This window comes from Sphingomonas asaccharolytica NBRC 15499, assembly GCF_001598355.1.
GTDB classification, from domain to species: Bacteria; Pseudomonadota; Alphaproteobacteria; order Sphingomonadales; family Sphingomonadaceae; genus Sphingomonas; species Sphingomonas asaccharolytica.
On sequence record NZ_BCYU01000001.1, the window covers coordinates 35876 to 54590 of the forward strand.

Genomic DNA, 18715 nt, shown 5'->3' on the forward strand with positions numbered 1-18715 from the left:
TCAGAGGAGATCGTCGAAAATTGACCGGCCCGATGCGTCGGTCACGGGGGATGCCGCCTGCCGGCGGTCGCCGCCATAATAGGAACCCGGTCCGCGTCTCTCCTCCAATCCGTTGACTACCCGGTTGATCCGGTACTGCGCGTCCTCGACCGCTTCCTCGATCGTCTCATCCCCGGGAAACAGTTCGGCATGCTCGGAGATCAGGCTCCGGAGATCCTCGAACCACTGATCGGGATCCCAGCTGTGATCGTAATTGCTGCTCTCATTGTCGATCAGCATCTCGAACCGCTCGGCGAGGCCGGTTCGCGCAAGTGCCACGAAATCCGCGCGGTTGGCATCGGTCAGGACCGGATCGAATTCGTCGCCGATGAGGAAGCTGACATCGCCAAATTCCTCGACATGCGTCCGCAGCCGCTCGAGCAAGGTCTCGCGCACCCCGTCGGGCAGACAAGCGTGCCGAGCGGCCTTGACCGCGAGGAGCGCCCAGTCGTCCCGGGCGATTGGGGCTTGGGTGAAGGATCCCTGGGTCAAAAGACCCGGATAGCGGGCGAGAAAGGCGGCAAGAAACGCCGCGCCGCTGCGACGGAGCAGGAAGCGCCGGACGGCTTCGTTGGTGTCGCCGCTTTTGGGCAACCGTGCAAGGACGATCGGGTAGAGGTCGGGCGGTACGAGAATGCCGGCCCGCGCCGACCCGCCGCAGATCGCCTCGTCGAGCAGCTGCGAGACTCTGGCGCCGCGGACATAGAGCGTCACCAGTTCGGTCTCCTGCCCGATCAGGCGAGCATAAGCGTCGCCGATCGTTGGGTGTTTGTAGGACCAGAAGGCGCGGTCGCCTTCGCGCGCGAGGAGCACGAAGCTGCCCTCGAGCGTCTGCAATGCCTGCCGGATTTGCGCGGACGTCACACCGAAAAGGTTCTCGACCAGCGACTGCGCCTCGTCGGCTTCAATCGGCGAGGCAAGCCGGCCGCCGTTGATAAAGACGAGCCCAATCGCGGCGCGCATCTCGTCGGGCAGGTTGGTGAGCGTGTCGAGCAAAAAGGCCTCGGGACGGGCGAAGAAGTCTTTGAGGCCGTCGAGCGTCGGCATGACTCTCGCTGTGTACGCAGGATCGCCAAGCCGCCGGGCGATTTCGGGGCGAAAATTGCCCGCAGAGAGTACGCCGTCGAGATGCGGCCGGATCATCTGCTTGAAGTCGGCGGGCTGCGTCCCGAACCGGAGATGATTGTAGAGGATGCGCTGCTGCTCGGCCTCGCTCAGGCTCTCGACATCGACCACGACATGACCATGGGCGAGTGGCGGGAATGCACCGGTCTTGAGCCCCCGGCGCGCGTCGTTCCAGATGTGCGAGCGTGAGGTCAGGATGAAGCGGTTGCCGCGCTTCATTGCCGCCTGCATGGCGGAGAATGCCTTGTTCCAGGGATCGATCAACGCGGACTCGAGCTTGGTCGCGCCGAAGGCATCGTCGATCCAGAACAACCGGTTGGCGATCTCCGGATTCCAGCTGGCGAGGAATTCGCCCGGATTGCGCACGAACATGACGTCGCAACCCTGCTCGTCGGTCGCGGCGACCGAAAGAGCTGCGGCGATCGACGACTTACCGACGGCGGGATCGCCCAGCAGCAGCACGAAGTGATGCTTGTCGAGTGCGCAGACCGCACGATGATGGGCCGCGGTCGGGACGTAGCAGCGCAGCCCCTCGCCCATCGTGTCGAGAATCGCGATCGCCTGCTTGCGGGCGCGTTCGCTCTCGATCCAGGACAGATCACCCAGGCCGTAAACGCGCGGCGCCAGCGCACGGACCTTGGGATGCTCGAGGATTTTGGCGACCACCCATTCGCGGCCGAACACAAATGGGTTGGCAACCCCTGCCCTTCGGAGCGCCGCGACGATCCTGACGCGCTCGGCTTCGCTCAGGCTCATGCTGCTGACTAGCACGTAGCCGTCGGCGCGGCCCGACGACACCAGAGCGCGCACCGACTCCAGTTCTTCGCCGAGCAAAGCGAGGGTCAGCTTCGTCGTCGACGAGACGCTGTGCTTCGACTGGATAGTCGTCTCGCGCGTGTCGTTCGCGACGACCGGTTCGTCGGGCACGCCATAGAAGGAACCGTCGCGCCCCTGATCCTTGACGCGGGCGACGCGCGTCACCGGACGCGCGAACTCGACCTCGGCGATCGTTACGACCAGATCCTGGAACGCCTGCCAACCGATCGTGTGGAGCGCGAAATCCTTGTCGTAGCCTTGCAATATCATCGCGATCTTTCTTGCCGCGCTCGGCAGGCAGCAAAATAACGCGCCCGGGCGCTGCTGCAAACGCTACGTCAACTAAGCAGCGGACAGTGACACAACCCCAGAGAACCGTCATCGAAATGCGGCGCCGCGGGACGCTTCCGCTAAGGTATTTTCTCAATCCTCGCCGGCAGCCTTCCGCAGTGGTCTCTTCGGCGCGGAGCGCTTCTAACAGACTCGCCAGCGTTTCCTTGCACTGTCGATAGGAATCGAGCGAGTTCGCCGTGAAAGCGCGGCGGTAGGCGCCAGCGTAGGGCAATTCGATGCCCCGTCCGTCCTGAACGACCTAGACCTTTTCCTAGACGCCGTTTCCTAGTGATCGACCCTCCGCCGGTCTGGGGCGGTTCGCGGTTCGTGGCCGCGTCCATGAATCCGTTCGAGATACAGGGTTATAAACTCGCGCCAATGTCGCCATTCCACACGGAAGAACCCGACAGCAGCACGGCGGCGAGGCCTCAACCCCCCGTGTGATCGAAGGAGTGGTAGCATCAATGGCGGCAGGTTTCGGGGTTCAAGATGCCGATAGCGAACGACTGAATTTAGGGCGCTAACTGGCCAATCCGGATATCATCGAAATCGGACGTCCGCAGTTGTCAAACCGCATTTGGCAAATGAATATAGCCAAGTGTCGATCTCTTGTGGTCGCCGCCCGACGTATTTGGCGATTGAACGGACGACCTCGCAAAACTTAGCGTACTCTGCCGCGCTAAATTGTAGATTAGCCGATCGACCAGATAGCAGTCCGAACTCTGACAGCGCTCTCCATGCGTGGCGATCAATAACCGGCCACCGATCGGGAAAACACCAAGAGAGGATCGCGGAGCCGACAGCTACCTGCACTCCTTTTAGATCGAGCAGCGCTCTGATGGCAGCCTCATCAGTTTCCGATTTGAAAGCGATACTTGACGCTGAGCGAACATCGTCGTCGTCGTTCCCTCGAAGGTTTCTTTCGATTCGCGCCGGATCTTGGACTTTGAAGAGCTTTGCGCGGCCAATTTCGATCAGCTCAGTTAGGCCAATTTCCACCCTTGGCTCTGTCCTCCCTAAGCTTGAAATCACGGCTTCAGCTCCACCTGAGGATGCCTGAAAAGTCCGAAAAAGGATGGGCGTGGAGCGTATGCTCTCAGCAATCTCGTGGAGCTTTGTCGTCACGTCAGTTGGCTATCATCGACGACAGCTTTGGGCGACCCTAATTGGACGAAAATGACCGACATTGGGGTGATAGCTCACATGTGCGTGGATCATCCGGGGAGAATGACTATGCCCCGTGGCTGGCAGACGTCCTCGAAATCGCGTTCATTCCAAGTGGCTAAATAATTGATCCGCAGGTTGAGATCGTCGAGCATTAAACGAATGAGACAATCGACCATGCTAAGAGCCCGACCTTCTCTCAATGCTGCCTGGAACGTGAATTCCAAAGCGCTCGCACGATAAGGCCCATCATCAACCCATTCGAGCTTGGTTGATTTCAAACGCCGTTCGAGCGCCTGCATGGGCAGTCGCTTCCTCGCTAGTCTCGTGCGTAACGTTTCGAAACCAACTGGCCAAGGCAAGACAATTGTATGGCCGTGAAGTAGGTCATCGATCGCGTCCACCGTAGCGCGAGGTGCCACGCCGTCGTTCGGGTCGACGAGCGACAGCCAAACCCCGGTATCAATTAGCGTGTTCGGCATCAGCCTTCATCATCATCGACGACTGCACCAGGGGCCATACCTACCCAAGGCGCGGCACGCCGCGAACCAACAATGAAGCGCCCTTTCATATTGTGTGCGTTGTTGCGCCAAATCACGTAAATTCGCGAGCGCTTGTCAAAAGTTACAGACTTTTCGAGATCCGCTTTTAGCTTATCCGGCAGAGTTTTGCCGTCGTGGGCATATTCGAGGAACGCGACTCCGTCGCCACATTCTTTCGCCTTGTGCTGGTCTAACCACGCATACAATCCCTCGAGATCGCCCCGCAGTCCCATGTCGAATGACAGCCATACAATCTGTCTGCTGGGCATGCTCACTCCCCGTGATCTTGAAGTAGAGTCGGCCTCGAAACCCTAACCAAAGCTATCTGTGCAAGCCAGCCGCTTATGACGGAGGGCTTACCGCCGACACTTCACAAGTCGGCATGAGCCTTCGGTGGCTAGGTTGATGTCTCATCGAATAATGTTCGGTTTGCGAACAGCCGCTTTTGGCATCCCACGTCCGTCGCCTGAATGGCCGATTTTAGGGAGCAAAACAGTCACGTCGGCAGCAAGGCGGCCCGCTGCGCAGCCCAAGCCGGATCAATACCTTCCCCAAGTGTAAGCAGCCTTCCATCGACGTACGGCAGCGTGGTGCCAGTCAGAATGGCATCGACCACCGCCGGCGCCAGAAACGCGAGCCGCAACACTCGCGTAAGATAGGACGAATGCACCCCCTCCACGTGGGCTAGCGTTGTGACATCCATCTCCCCTTGCCTCAGCTGCGTCCACCACCGTCGCGCCTTGATCAGCAAGCCGATCAACGAAACATCGGCCCCCTTACTCACCGCAGCGCCGTTGGATTGAACAAGCAGCATCGCCTTCCCGGCCCGAGTCAGCCGGACATCACTGTTTAGCGTCACTAAAAGTGGCCCGCCCTGCTGACGGGACAGCCCCAGCATTTCGGCAATCGCTTCGGTAGAGCATGCAATCTCGATCCTGCCGTCGAGAATGCTTGCGCGGTCCACGAGGCGTCGGATGGCGACCGGCTCCCGCGCCCTGATCGCCAGCTTAATCCGCCCGGCTCGTTCGGCGAGCGCCGCAAGGTCATGCGACGCGAATTCCATCCCCGTCATCGACATCAGCGCCACCGTATTGTCGAACAATTCGCCCAGCCGTTCGACGACCGCAGTCTCAATCTCTCGCGCCGGAATACGCATGCCGATCTTCGCCGTACCGTGTTGAAGCTCGCGGCTGACATAATAGCGATACCGGACCTTGCCCTTACAGGCATGGACGGGAATGAGCGGGATTGCCGCCGCATCGACTACCTTGCCGGCCAGGAGGCTCGGCGTCTCCGCCCCGGCACCGCCGCTACGCCTGCCCTGCAGGTTGTTGGCCAGCACCTTCTGGACCTGTTCCCAAACATCCCGCGTGACGATCGCGTCGTGGGTGCCCTGATAGACCTGTCCCTTGTGGTGCACCTCGCCGACATAGGTCGGGCATTTGAGGATGCCGTAGATCTGGCCGCGGCTGAGCGGCACGCCACCGAACCGAACTCCAGACTTCGCTTTGATGCGAACCGGAGAGACGATGCCATCCCGCGCCAGTTCTTCGGCAACATGCCGGACATTGCCGAGCCGGAGGTAGCGATCGAAGATATCGCGGACCAAGTCGGCATGCGCGTCGACAATCTTGAGGCTGCGCCCTTCGGGCTCGTAGCCAAGCGGCGGGATACCGCCCATCCACATACCTTTTGCCTTGGACGCCGCGATCTTGTCGCGGATGCGCTCGGCGGTCACCTCGCGCTCGAACTGCGCGAACGACAGCAGCATGTTGAGCGTGAGCCGCCCCATGCTGGTCGTGGTGTTGAACGATTGCGTCACCGACACGAACGAGGTGCCCGCCTTGTCGAACGCCTCGACCAGCTTCGAGAAATCGAGCAGCGAGCGGGTCAGCCGATCGACCTTGTAGACGACGATGATATCAATCTTGCCGTCGGCGACGTCGGCTAGAAGGCGTTTTAGGCCGGGCCGCTCAAGCGTACCGCCCGACAGACCGCCATCGTCATACCGGTCGGGAATCTGTGCCCAACCTTCGCTCGCCTGGGAGAGGATGTAGGCCGAACAGGCCTCGCGCTGGGCGTCCAGCGAATTGAAATCCTGCTCCAGTCCCTCCTCACTCGACTTGCGCGTGTAGATCGCGCAGCGCACCTGCTTCATGCCGCGACCTTCTTCTTGAGACCGAAGAAAGCTGGCCCCGACCAGCGCGTGCCAGTGATGGCCCGCGCAACTTCGCTCAGCGAGCGATAGTCGCGACCGTTCCAGCGGATGACCTTGTCCTCACCGACAGTGACGACATGGGCCTTGCCGTTCCACTCGCGCACCAGTCGCATACCGGCGGTGACCGGGCTGGTCTTGGTCTTGGCGGCGGCAAGCTGATCGAGCGTGCGCGTCGTCTCGCGCGACAGGCCGCCATACGCTCTCGCCTGGATTTCCCAGGCGAGAGCAAGCCGCAACAGGCTGGGCGAGATGCGCGGCAGCGGCGTGTTCGTCAGCCGCCGCCATTCGGCCTTGAGCTCGGCCGACGACAGGGTCGGCAGCCGAGCGAGAGCTTCCTCAACCTTCGCCACGATCGGCCTCGGCGACAATGGTATAGCAGGTCTTGCCGTCGACCTTGATGCGCGCGACCTCATGGCCCTTCTTGCGCAGGCCGGTCAATGCGGCGCGTGTGGTGTGCGGGAGCCAGTCGGTCGCGGCGATCAGTTCTTCGAGGCTGGCGCCCTGTTCGCGCTTGAGCAGCTCGACGATCATCGACGCCTTGGTCACGCGCGCGGGTTTCTCGGCGGGCGGGGATGCTGTGGCAGGTGCGCCCTCTCCTGCTCCATCGCCGATACCGATTGCGGCCAGACCTGTGTCGGTCGCGAACAGGCCGTAGCGAACATCACCATCGGTGCGATGCACCGCTGCGGCGCTGACGGTTTCGCGCTCCTCGGCGAGCGCTTTCTCGACCAGGGCCGTGATCGCCTTGGTCGTCCGCGCATTGGCCTGCAGCGTATCGGGCAGCGGATAGAGGCTGAGGTCGTCGCGCTGCGCGGCGGCCGACAGCAGGATCAGCTGGGTATCGTTGAGTTTGGGCATGGTGGTCTCCGTCTCGGACGAGCGGCGACATGCCGCTCCCACCAGCCTCAGCCCCGATGATCGCGTCATCCGGGGCACGTCGCCAGCCCCTCAGGCGGCGACTCGATGCCTGTGCTGTTCGCTCCGTTCGCGAGCGAAGTCGAATGCTTTGTCTAGCTCGCCCTGATTATCGGCTCCATTGCGGCGACAACCGATCTGGTAAACCACTAGGATTGAATCTCGCCAATCCGGCGGATCGATAACAGCAGTTATGTCGATTGCGGTCTGCCACGTCAAAATGGCAGCGGGGCGGTACCGTAATGGTGGCTGTTATTACCTGGGGCGCGTCCTCGTCTAACAACTTGAGAACACGCCCCGATTACCATCCTGATCCAATAATTCGTCAATAATCCCAGAAGGCAGGCACCCAGCGAAAGCGATCGCCGTTGAGGGCGACATGGCCGACCGACGGGAACGGCATATGCGTTGCCACGAGCAATTCACCGGAGGCCGCGGCTTCCTGCAACATGCGAATACGAACGCGGACCGACTCCTCCGGGTCGTGTTCGAACCCGTTGTGCCAGTCGGGATGGTCGAACGCGACGGGGAACACGATGTCACCGGCGAAGGTCAGCCTGTCGCCGCCGGAGGTTACGCGGACCACGCTGTGTCCCGGCGTGTGACCGCCGGTGCGCATGGCGACGACGCCAGGGGCAACTTCATGCTCGTCCTCAAACGTCTGCAGCTTGTTGTGATACTGGTCGAGGAACTGCTTGGCGGTCGACCGGAGTACCTCCGGCACCGGATCCGGCATATCGGTTTGCGAGAAGTCGGGCGCCGCCCAGAAATCGACCTCCGCGGCGGCAACGTGAATCCGCAGGTCCGGACGCAACCGGCTCTTCACGTCGTCGTCAAGCAGCCCGCCGACATGGTCCATGTGCATGTGCGTGAGCACGACGTCGGTCACCGATCCCAGATCGATGCCGGCCGCCTCGATCCGCCGAAGCGACTGGCCGGCACGCGGAAAGCCGTCGAACTGCCCGCCCAGACCGGCGTCAATGAGAATGGTTTGATCGCCGCTGCGCACCACTAGCACGTTCAGCGCCCAGTCGAACGCGTCGGGGCCAAGGAACATGTCCTTGAACCATGCATCGCGCTCGGCGGGATCGACGTTGGTCGACATAGTTTCAGTAGACAGCGGCAGCACGCCGTCGCTGATCACCAGCACCTCGATGTCGCCGATCCGCAGCGCATAGCGTGACGGGACCAGCTCGTCAGACCCCGGTCCGACGGGGTTCGTAATATTGTCCGGCTTCATGTTTCTAACCTCCTGATCACGCTCTCAAGCGCGCCTTGCGTGGCGTCGAGAAGATTAGGTGGCGCCGGGTTTGTGGTCGATTGGGGTCGAGGCAGTGACCGAACCATACGAGGGTATAGGTCCCGCCACCCATAATGCAGTGCGCCGTGAACCGGACACCGCCGACGGATAGTATCGCGACGTCGGACGCGCCGGCGGTCACGTCCGATCGGGAGCGCCAGCTTCCTGACGCAGCGCGCGGAACGCTTCGGCCAAATCGACATAATCGCCAAGGCACTCCGGATTCGCCATGGCGGCGGGGTCGATTACCTCGGTCAGCGACCGTCCCTCGAACAGGCGCTTGATGGGCAATTCCTGCTTTTTCATCGAGAGCGTCCGGGGGATTTGGGGGACGGTATAGACATGGTCCGGGACAAAGCGCGGCGAGAGCGATGTCCGGATCGCTTGAGCTATCCGCGAGGTCAGTTCCGGCTGCGAGGCAGGCGTCGCAGCGACGATGAAGGCAAGCAGTTCGCTTTCACCGGGCTCGGTCCGGACATCGATCACCAGGCTGTCGCCGACGCCGTCCACACGCTCGATCGCATCGTAGATTTCGCTCGTCCCCATCCGGTGGCCGCCGCGATTGATCGTGGCGTCGCTGCGCCCGAAAATCTCACAGCTCCCGTCCGCATTGAGCCGGATCCAGTCGCCGTGCCGCCAGATGCCCGGGAACATGCCGAAATAGGAATCATGGTACCGGCTCCCATCCAGATCACCCCAGAAATAGAGCGGCATCGACGGCATGGGCTTGACGCAGACGAGTTCGCCGACCTCGCCGACAAGCGGCTTACCCTCCGGGCTCCACGCCTCGACCGCCGCGCCGAGCTGGCGGCATTGCATCCGCCCAGGGGCCGGTGCCAGGTCGCGATCGCCGGTACAGAAGACGCCGCAAATGTCGGTTCCGCCCGAACTGTTCAGCCAAAAAGGGTCGACATGGGCCGATGCCGCGAGCCGCTTCGACAGCTCGACCTGGACCTCGGCGGGCAAGTGCGACGCGGTGCTGCCGATCGTCCTGAGCGACGACAGATCGCCGACCGCGGAAAAATCGACGCCGGACCGCAGGCATGTGGTGAAGAATTGGGCACCCGAGCCAAAGAAACTGACCTCGTGCCGCGCCGCGAAACGCCACAAGGTAGACCAATCGACCCGCTCCTTCGGCCCCGATGGGCTGCCGTCGTAAATGCAGATGGTTGTGCCGCTTAGCAGGCCCCCGATTTGGGCATTCCACACCATCCAGCCGGTCGAGCTGAACCAGTGAAAACGCTCGTGCCGGCCGACGGCGCCATAGCTCGGCCGAAGGTCCATGTGGAGCCGCATCGCGGCGGCGTTCAGGATGATCCCGCCATGCCCATGCACGATCGCTTTCGGTTTTCCTGTCGTGCCGCTCGAATATAATATCCACAAAGGATGGTCGAACGGCAGCCATGAAGGCTCGAACAGCCGCACCTCTTCGTCGTCGCGGCTGGTGAGATCCGCAAAGTCCAGCGTGTGTCCGATATGTCCCCGCGAATGACCCGAGCGGACCAGAACGACCTGCTCGAGTGTCGGCAGCGCGGCGGCGATCGATCGTACCGTGTCCGCGAGGTCCCGCCCCTTGCCGGCATAGAATGCCCCGTCGGTTGCGATCAACAGCTTCGGCTCGACCTGGCTGAACCGATCGACAATAGCGGGCGTCCCCATGTCGGGGGCGCAGACCGTCCAGATGACGCCGATCGACGCGCAAGCGAGAAACGCGATCACCGCCTCGACCCGGTTGGGAAGATACGCTGCGACACGGTCGCTCGGCCCCAGCCCGAGCCGCCGCAACTCGCAGGCTAGCGAGAAGGATCGGCGGCGCAGCTCATGCCATCCCAGCGAAACGACCGCGCCGCCTTCGTCTTCCGCGATGATGGCCGGTTGCCCATCGGCGTCGGCGGCATCTGCGTGCCGAAAGACCTGTCGCGCATAATTCACCTCGGCACCGACAAACCACTGCGCGCCCGGCATGCGATCCTCGGTCAGCACCTCGGAATAAGGTGACCGCGACTGAATGCCATCGAAACGCCACAGCGCTTCCCAGAAGTCAGCCGGCTTATCGACCGACCAGCGATGCAACTCCTCGAAGCTCGCAAAGACCAGCCCATGCTCCTCGGCGACACGTGCCTCGAACTCCCGGATAAGCGTCTGCCGGGTCATCATGCGCGCACAGCAATCTGCGCCCATGTCAGTAACGGTAACTGAGCGTAACGCCGTAGGTCGCCGGCCTTCCCGTCAAGCGAACCACCGTGTCGATCACGTCGGTCACGTTGGTGAGGTAGAATTTGTTGGTGACGTTTCGACCCCAGATCTGGGCCTTCCAGCGCGAATCCAGAGCGCCCACGCCGAGCCGGAGATCGAGCGTGGCATATCCCGGTATTTCGAACTCGCTCAGCCCACCGAACGCCGCCTGCGATGACGAGCGATAGCTGATATTGCCGCCCATCGTCAGTTCGACCTTGGCATTCAGCGGCACGCGATAATCTACATCCGCGTTCGCCTGCCATTTCGGCGTGCCCGGGAATGACGCACCCTTGACGTCGATCGTCGTCCCGTTCGGGTCATTGGTCATGAAGCTGCGGTCGATCCGTGTATCGACATAGGTCACGCCGGCATTGAGTCTCAGGCCATCGATGGGCCGCCAGTTCAGGCTGAGCTCCCCGCCCCGCACGGAGGAGCGCGGGATCTGCACCAGGCTCGGCAGATTGCCGAATGCGGTGCCGACATAGCCGGCGATCTGCTTGTCGTTATATTTGTAGTAGAAGCCGGCACCGTCGAGCTGCAGCCGCCGATCGAAGGCGGCAATCTTGAAGCCGGCCTCGAACGCGAGCACCGATTCCTGCGTCACCGGATCGAACTGGGTCGGGAACAGTCCCGGCACCGTGGGGAAACTACCTGCTTTATAGCCTTTGGTCACATTGGCGTAGAGCAGCGTGTCGCGATCCGGCTTCCAGTTCAGCCCGGCGCGCCACGAAAAATTGTCTTCCGACAACCGCTTCGCGACGATCGGGACCGGGACATTGGGCGTTCCATAGCCGACCTCGCCCAGCGTCGCGCAGGCACCCGGCTGGAGCGCCACCACAGGGGCGGCAAAACCGCGCAGCAGGTTGGAAACGAAGCTGAAGACCGTCGAGATGTCGCCATTGCCGCTATCGTAGAGGCAACCGCGGAACCGATTGGTCTGATCATTGTAGCGGCCCGACAATTGCAGGGTCAGGCCATGGACGAATTCATAGTCGATGCTGCCGAACCCGGCCTTCGACTCGATCTTCTGCGCGTTGCCGATGGCGAATTCGCTGTACCGGAGCGGTCCAAACCCGCTGTTGCTGGCCAGGATATTGCCGATTTCCCGGTCGTCGGTCGTGTCATTGCTGTAATTGCCGCCGATCATCCAGCGAAGCGGCCCCTTCGCGCTCGCAATGCGCAGTTCCTGCGAGAAGCTCTTGATCCGCGCATCGATCGTCAGCCGCAAATTTGTCTCGGGAACGCCGTCGGTGTCGACGGGCGCCCATTGCTTGAGGTGCGAATAGGCGCTGATCGACGTCAGCGTGATCGAATCCGACAGATCGATGTCGCCGCGCAGCGAGAATTGATAGAAATGGTCGTTGCGCCTGAGGCTGACGCCAGGGTCCCAATCAGCAATCCGGCTCTTGTCCGGCGCCGGTGCGATGGCAAGCAAGGCCGCCTCGAGATCGGTATAGCCCCCGGCCGACGCCGGAATCTGCGGATCGTAGCGCATGAACTGTCCGGCTTGCGTCTCGCTCTTGTCGATCCATCCGTTGGCGATCAGTTCGAGCCGCAGACCGCTCGTGCTCCAGTCCAGGATCGCGCGGCCGGTCGTGAAATCGCGCCGTCCGAGCCGGTCCGACGGCCGGCTCTGGCTGACCTGCCATCCGTCGGCATATTCATGGCGAACCGCGATGCGTCCCTTCAGATCTCCGGAGATCGGGCCGCTGACGAACCCTTGCGCATCGACCTCATTGAAACGGCCATAGGTAAAGTCAAAGCCCGACGTCAGAGCGTCGGTCGGCTTGGCGGGAATATAGTTGATCGCCCCGCCCGTGGAATTCTGCCCGAACAGCGTGCCTTGCGGCCCCTTCAATATCTCAACGCGCTCGACGTCGAACGACGCGCCCTCGGTCATCGCCAGATAGGGGATCGGCACCTGGTCGCTGTACACGCTGACCGTCGGCGCGACGGCCACCGCGACGTCATAGAATCCGATGCCCCGGATCGTGAGGACCGGCGATCCGTACGTGCTGGGTCTGAAGGTCAGTCCTGGCGCGATCTTTTCAAGATCGGCCGGGCGCGTGATGCCGGCGTTGGCGAGCTGGTCGCCCGATGCCGCGGTGATCGAGAGCGGCACGTCGCTCAATCGCTCGGACCGTTTCTGCGCGGTGACGATGATATCGTCGGGCGCGGAATCGTTCTTGCCGGTGTCGGCCGGCCGCGCGGCCGACGCCACTTGGTCGGTACAAGACAAGCGGCCGTCCCCGGCCGTTGGGCCTGGCGCTGCCATGGATGGCGCGGGCTCCTTGGGAACACATCCCGGCGCGGTGTCCGTCGTTCCGCCTTGCCTCGTGGACGAGAGCGCTTGCTGAACGGCCCAAGCGGGTGTCGACAGGCCAAGCGCGGTCGTGCCCAACAGGATCACAAGATACTGTTTCATTCATCCCTCCCAATTATATATTCTTGTTTTTGTTAGCTTATTTCTCTCTTCGTCAGCGGCTTCTCGATGGCCCGCTTGGCCTGCAGCACAGCGGCGACCACGCGGCGGGCCCGGACGGCGCCTTCGTCAAAGGGCAGTAAAAGGGGCTTCATCTCGTCGAACGTGCGAGCGCCCATCTGCGTCTGGACGGCTTCGAGCATCGGCAGATCCTCATGAAGGAACGCCTGCTCGGTGGCGCTGGTGATGAGGTCGTCCAGCTGAGGATTCTCCTGCCCGAAATCGCGGGTCATCGCCCAGAAATAGTGGGTCCTGGTAGCCGTTTCGGGCGTCAATATGTCGAGCCCGAGGGTGGATATGCCGTCGCTGCGCGGATGCCCGGCCGGCGTGACGCCGACATCGAGCAGCATGTTACCCGGCGGATCCCAGCGCATGTCGAGCCAGTGGTCGACATTCTTGCCATAGTTTCCGAACAAGGCGTCCCATACCGGCGGCGCGGGCGCGTCGGGGCACCAACGATCGGAAAAGATCGTCGTACCGTGCTGCTGGACCCGATGCTTGCCGGTGGCGATGGCGTCGCTGCCGATCCCGTTCTTGTGCAGGAAGGCGACATGCGACAGATCCATCAGATTGTCGGTGATCAGTTCGTAATGCGCGTCGACCGTGAAGACGCCGCCGACGGTGCGCAGGCCGTCATCGACCAAGCAGGAAAAATCGGGAATGAGGTCGGCGTCCGCCTGGTCGGGATCGCCGAACCACAGCCAGATCAGCGAATAGCGCTCGATGACCGGAAAGGACCGGACCCGTGCCGCTTTCGGCGCATGTCCATGCGGGCTATGGACGCACTGCCCCTCGCTCGAGAAGACGAGCCCGTGATAGGGGCACTGGATCCGATCGCCCTCGACGGTCCCGAGGTGAAGCGGCGCGAAGCGATGCGGGCATTGGTCGTGGAGCGCGGCGATCGCGCCATCGCCCTTGCGGTACAGCACGACGGGAATGTCGCACAAACGCCGCGCGAAGGGCTGGTCGGCGACTTCACGCGCCCAGGCAGCGACATACCATGCCTGATCAATGAACATGGGCGGTGTCCTCCACGATCGTGCTCCGCTGGCCGCCAAGACGAAGGCCTCGCCGCGCGTCACGCAGGGTCAGCGAGAGGGTTTCGCCGGGTTGCAGAAAGGCCGGCGCGCCAAGTGCCATGCGGATCTCGTCACGGCGACGGATGTCGTCGACCAGATGTGCGCTCAATATCCCGATCACTTCTGGCGTCCCGCGGGCAATGACGCCGCCCGGCGTTCCGGTGAGAAGCAGGTCGCCGCGCTTAAGGTCCTGAAGTCCCGCGATCTCGGTCAGCGCTTCTTCGGGCGGATAGATGAAGCTTGCGCTGCTCGCCGCCTGGCGCAACTCGCCTTCCCGGCTCAACGCCAGATCGAGCTGACCGATCGTCTCGGCGACATCGCCTTGATCGAGATAATAGAAGACCGGGCCGGTCGGACAGAAGGTGCGGTAGCTCTTGCCGCGATACCATTGCAGGAACGACGCGCCGAACATCGTATCCCGCGCCGACACGTCGTTGCACAGCACGACGCCGGCGACGAACGATCCGATGTTCGAGCGATCGACCACGGCGCCCGACCCCAGCGATCTACGCAGGACAATCCCGATCTCCGCCTCATAGTCGAGCAGCTCGACACCGGCTGGCCGCACGATATCGGCATAGGGACCGCACAGCGAACTGCTCGCCTTGGCGAACAGCAGATTGGCCCTGCGCTGATGATGTCCCGCCTCGGCCGCGTGATCGCGGTAGTTCAATCCCTGGCAGATGAGTGTCGCATCCGCCGTCACCGGGCTGAGGATCGCGCGCGCCGGCACGGCCACCGGGCCCGAGGGCAGCGCCCGCCCCGCATCGAGCTCGGCGACAAGATCGCCGAGGGTGGTGACCTCGGTCGCAAGGTCCTGCGCCTCGACCAGATCGTCAGGATGGATCGGCGCGGCGCCGGTGACGACGGCCCATCGCGCTCCTTGTCCGACATCGTATCCAATGATCATCGAGGCCATTTTTCTCTCCGGTATCTTTTGTCAGCGCAGCCACGGCCGGGGCGGTGTTGCCAGCGCGTCGAACATCGCATGGACAGCGGCGGGTGCGTCGGCCGGCGGCGGCCCCGGCGGCCGCATCGAATCCGGCAAGTCGTCGCCCCAGGCCCAAAGCCCGCCGCGCGTCAGCGGGTGGACACCGGTCGGGTAATCGGACGTCATCACGTCCCCGTCGGCATAATGCTCCCACTCGTCGCCGGCGCCGTCTTTCCAATAATCGAAGATCTGACTGCCAAGGACGTGCCGGCCGATCCCCCAATGATGGCTCCAGCCCTGCGCCCGGAGATGCTGTTGTCCTTGCCCGACGGCGTCGAGATCGATGGTTTCGGTCGAGACATGGAGCATCCGCGCTTCCGGCCCGGCCAGCAAAGCGAGGCTATGGTGATCGGCGGGCTGATCGCCGCGGTCGAGCCGGAAGAAACCCAACACCGGTATGCCATCGGCAATCGTGGCCACATCCGATGCCAGGAAGCCGAACCGCTGGCGGTACCACTCCATCATGTCGGGAAAGGCCTGCGTCTGGAGCACGACATGGCCGATCCTGAAGACCGGCGCGGGCGCCGGATCCGACCGGACCGGCCGGTTGATCCGCGGCGTGGCGTTCGGCAGGTTGACGTCGCTGAGCGCGCTGCGTGCGGGAAGCGCCGGCAGCGGCTCTGCACCCCACAGGAAATCGACCCTGTTGCCGTCCGGATCGACAAGACGCACCCGCTCGCCGCCGCCCGGCCCGTCCACCGGCGCGACGTCGCGGCTTTCGAACCGCGCCAGCTTGTGGAGATCGTCGCGGCTGTGTGCGTTGAGGGCGAAGCCTACAAACGCATCACGCTCGGCCGCGATCACTTCAACGCAGTAGCTGTCGCGTCCATAGCCCCGAAAATACTGCCGGCCGCGGCTGGCCGGGGCCAGCGGGATGAAGCCGAAGTCAGCGAGAAAGCGCGCCATGCCGTCCGGATCGCGGCGCTGGTAGCTGACATGCGCTAGGGCATCGGCACGGACGATCGGATTGATGGGCGGATCGACGGGCGGGATCATTGCGCTGCTCCTCTGATGCGATCGATCACCGCCAGCGGGTCGTCGGGCATGGCGTTACCGCGCCAGGCGACGTGCTGGTCGGGACGGACGAGGACGAAGTCGCGCTCGTAGATCGCGCGGGCATGGTCGTCGCGAATATCGAGCAGCTTGATGGGCACGCCGCGCTGCGCTGCCGCGGACAACAAAGCGTCGGCAGCCTCGTCCGTAAAACGAACGAGCGTGAACCACGGTCCAAAATGATCGAACAGCGCGCTTCCGTCCGCCAGGAACAGGTGCGGCGCACGCGCACCTGGCCAGGTGCTCGGCACATAGGCACGCGGCGTCCATTCAGGTTCGTCGGCTTCGGTGCAGACGATCGGCGAATGGCGGTAGCGATAGCCGAGCTCGACGCCGCGCGCCTCGTTTTCCAGATTGCCGAGCGAGGTGATCAGCTCGCCATATCTCGTTCGGGCGGCGTCCCCGTCCGGCGTCGCTTCATGGATCACCGGATCATAGGCATTGGCGATTTCGAAGCGTACCTGCATATGGCCGCCCGACGCTTCGACGACGCCGGCACCCACCGGCCGGCGCTCGGCTTCGATGCTCGACAACAGCGCCGGGCCGCCCCACCCTGCGAGGACCGCGGCAAATTTCCAGGCGAGATCGACGGCATCAGCGATGCCGGTATTCATCCCATAGCCGCCGGTCGGGATGACCTGGTGCACCGCGTCTCCGGCCAGCCAGACTCGCCCCCGACCATATCCCGTCGCGAGTACCAGGTGCGGCGACCAGGGATTGGCCTGAATCACTTCGAGCGGGAACTCGCGGCCCAGCGCGTCGAAGACGAGCTGCTCGGGCACCACCTCTTCTGCGGCGGCGCCCTCGGGCAGGATGCAGTGCAACGTCCATATCTCGCTGTCGTCTTGCGCAATCAGCGTGGCGCCGCTCGGCGATTGATAGTGCCAGGCGATGCCGAAGCGCTGAAGCAGGTCGCGCGCCTCGGACCTGAAATGCACCATGTAGAAGGGCGCCACATTATGTATCCCCTCCCAGCGAAAGCCGAGCGCCTCGCGCACCAGGCTGCCGCCGCCGTCGCAGCCCGCCAGCAAGGCGCAGCGCTTGGTTTCGCGCCGGCCGGTCGCGACCTCGCGCAAGCTGACCTCGACACCCTCGCCATCATCCGCGAAACTCTCGAACGCCCAGCCAAATCGGACGTCGACCAGCGGGGATTGTTCGAGAAATGCACGTAGCGTCGGCTCGAAAACGACCTGGCTCAGCCGCATATAGGGTTCGAGCGGTTGCGAGCCGTCATTGGTCTCGCGGATTTGATCGCGCCAACTGTCGACGTCAGGATAGGGGAAACGCGCTAGTTCCCATTCGTTGAGCCGCGTTACCCAGACCACGTCCATCGGGCTGCTGCGCGGAACGGCAGCATCGCGGATCGCCTCCGCCAGGCCCATGCGGCGAAACAGCTCCATGCTCCGGCCATTAGTGACATCCATCTTGGGATGGCGCGTCGTTGTCGGGTTCCGCTCGACGAGCAGCACGCGAATACCGCGCGACTGAAGCTCGTATGCGGTCGCGAGACCAACGGGTCCCCCACCTGCAACAATGACAGGAATATCCAACAATGCCCTCTCCATCCCCGGCCGTTCGCCGATGTTGGAGCGAGAGCTAACACAGCCTCCGCAAGAGAGTCCATTAAAATTACACGATCGTGGTGTTTTATTGAAAGACGGCGCGTTCGACCAGCTCCCAATAGCGTTCGACAGCCGCCTCGTCGGTCAGAGAAAACCCTATGGTTTGAGACATTTCGCCGCTCAACGACGATAGAACGGAGGTCATTCCGATCAGCATATAATAGACCAGATCGGGGTCAGCGGCGATCAACTCGCCATCTTTCTGCGCCGCCCGGATCTGCGGCATGATGCGCTCGCGAGTCTTGCGCAGGATATTCTCGATGAGCCACGGGAGTCGCGGACTGGCGCCCTGATTCTCGCGAAGCATGAAATGATGGAACGCGGTGTGGTCGACCGTGAAGCGGAGGAAGCTGCGGAACTCGGTGCGCACCCGGTCGGACGCGCTCATCGTCGAGTCCGGCGGAATGGCTTCGTCCCATTGCGCCTCGATCTGTTCGAAGGCGTATTCGGCGCACGCCTTCCACAGCGCGTCCTTGGTTCGAAAATGATAGGTGATCAGCGTGTAGTCGAGCGCGGCTCGCTCGCCGATGCGGCGGACGCTTGCACCGTCGAAACCGCGCTCGGCAAATTCGATCAACGCTGCGTCCAATATCGCCTTCCGGGTTTCGACCGCCCGCAGTTGCTCGCGCCGGTTGGTCTTGCGGCGTTGACTGGGCTGGGGCGGGGAATTGTCTTTCTGTTCCGCTGGCGTAGACGTCATGATGTTCCTGTTCCCGGCTGGCGAAGATGCCGTAACGCCTATCGACCCTAGTGTGAATGGCGCGGCCCGCAGACGCGCTGCAACACGGCGCCAGGACG

14 protein-coding genes are annotated in these 18715 nt (G+C 62.8%); all 14 read right to left on the bottom strand.

What is annotated here, in order from left to right; translation table 11 throughout:
- On the bottom strand, positions 1-2250 hold the full coding sequence (locus SAS01S_RS00180; protein ID WP_066802964.1) for an nSTAND3 domain-containing NTPase: 2250 nt from the start codon (positions 2248-2250) through the stop codon (positions 1-3).
- 1277 nt (positions 2251-3527) lie between these two features.
- Positions 3528-3959: a PIN domain-containing protein gene (locus SAS01S_RS00185; protein WP_066802966.1), complete on the bottom strand. Its 432-nt coding sequence runs from the start codon at positions 3957-3959 to the stop codon at positions 3528-3530.
- A complete protein-coding gene (locus SAS01S_RS00190; protein WP_066802968.1) occupies positions 3959-4288 on the bottom strand; it encodes a hypothetical protein in 330 nt (109 codons plus the stop codon). The genes SAS01S_RS00185 and SAS01S_RS00190 overlap by 1 nt, the downstream gene beginning before the upstream one ends.
- 227 nt (positions 4289-4515) lie before the next feature.
- The gene (locus tag SAS01S_RS00195; RefSeq protein ID WP_066802975.1) at positions 4516-6177 is read right to left on the bottom strand and encodes a recombinase family protein; all 1662 of its coding nucleotides are present in this window, start codon (positions 6175-6177) and stop codon (positions 4516-4518) included.
- Entirely contained in the window at positions 6174-6587 is a 414-nt protein-coding gene (locus SAS01S_RS00200; RefSeq protein ID WP_066802978.1) for a DUF2924 domain-containing protein, read from the bottom strand. Before SAS01S_RS00200 ends, SAS01S_RS00195 begins: the two co-directional genes overlap by 4 nt.
- Positions 6574-7095 carry a DUF3489 domain-containing protein gene (locus tag SAS01S_RS00205; RefSeq protein WP_066802981.1) on the bottom strand — a complete coding sequence of 174 codons (522 nt, stop codon included), beginning with the start codon at positions 7093-7095 and terminating at the stop codon, positions 6574-6576. Before SAS01S_RS00205 ends, SAS01S_RS00200 begins: the two co-directional genes overlap by 14 nt.
- 382 nt (positions 7096-7477) lie before the next feature.
- On the bottom strand, positions 7478-8392 hold the full coding sequence (locus SAS01S_RS00210) for an MBL fold metallo-hydrolase (RefSeq protein ID WP_066802983.1): 915 nt from the start codon (positions 8390-8392) through the stop codon (positions 7478-7480).
- 198 nt (positions 8393-8590) lie between these two features.
- The gene (locus SAS01S_RS00215; RefSeq protein ID WP_066803157.1) at positions 8591-10606 is read right to left on the bottom strand and encodes an acetoacetate--CoA ligase; all 2016 of its coding nucleotides are present in this window, start codon (positions 10604-10606) and stop codon (positions 8591-8593) included.
- A 28-nt stretch (positions 10607-10634) separates the two neighbouring features.
- A complete protein-coding gene (locus tag SAS01S_RS00220; protein WP_084238349.1) occupies positions 10635-13115 on the bottom strand; it encodes a TonB-dependent receptor in 2481 nt (826 codons plus the stop codon).
- Positions 13116-13147: 32 nt separating this feature from the next.
- The gene (locus SAS01S_RS00225; protein WP_066802987.1) at positions 13148-14191 is read right to left on the bottom strand and encodes a Rieske 2Fe-2S domain-containing protein; all 1044 of its coding nucleotides are present in this window, start codon (positions 14189-14191) and stop codon (positions 13148-13150) included.
- A complete protein-coding gene (locus tag SAS01S_RS00230; RefSeq protein ID WP_066802989.1) occupies positions 14181-15170 on the bottom strand; it encodes a fumarylacetoacetate hydrolase family protein in 990 nt (329 codons plus the stop codon). The genes SAS01S_RS00225 and SAS01S_RS00230 overlap by 11 nt, the downstream gene beginning before the upstream one ends.
- 21 nt (positions 15171-15191) lie before the next feature.
- Positions 15192-16238, bottom strand: coding sequence for a VOC family protein (locus SAS01S_RS00235; RefSeq protein ID WP_066802992.1), 1047 nt, complete (start codon positions 16236-16238; stop codon positions 15192-15194).
- Entirely contained in the window at positions 16235-17848 is a 1614-nt protein-coding gene (locus tag SAS01S_RS00240; protein ID WP_245656695.1) for an FAD-dependent oxidoreductase, read from the bottom strand. The genes SAS01S_RS00235 and SAS01S_RS00240 overlap by 4 nt, the downstream gene beginning before the upstream one ends.
- A gap of 94 nt (positions 17849-17942) precedes the next feature.
- Complete coding sequence (locus tag SAS01S_RS00245; protein ID WP_066802996.1) at positions 17943-18617, bottom strand: TetR/AcrR family transcriptional regulator; 675 nt, start codon at positions 18615-18617, stop codon at positions 17943-17945.
- Positions 18618-18715: the final 98 nt, after the last annotated feature.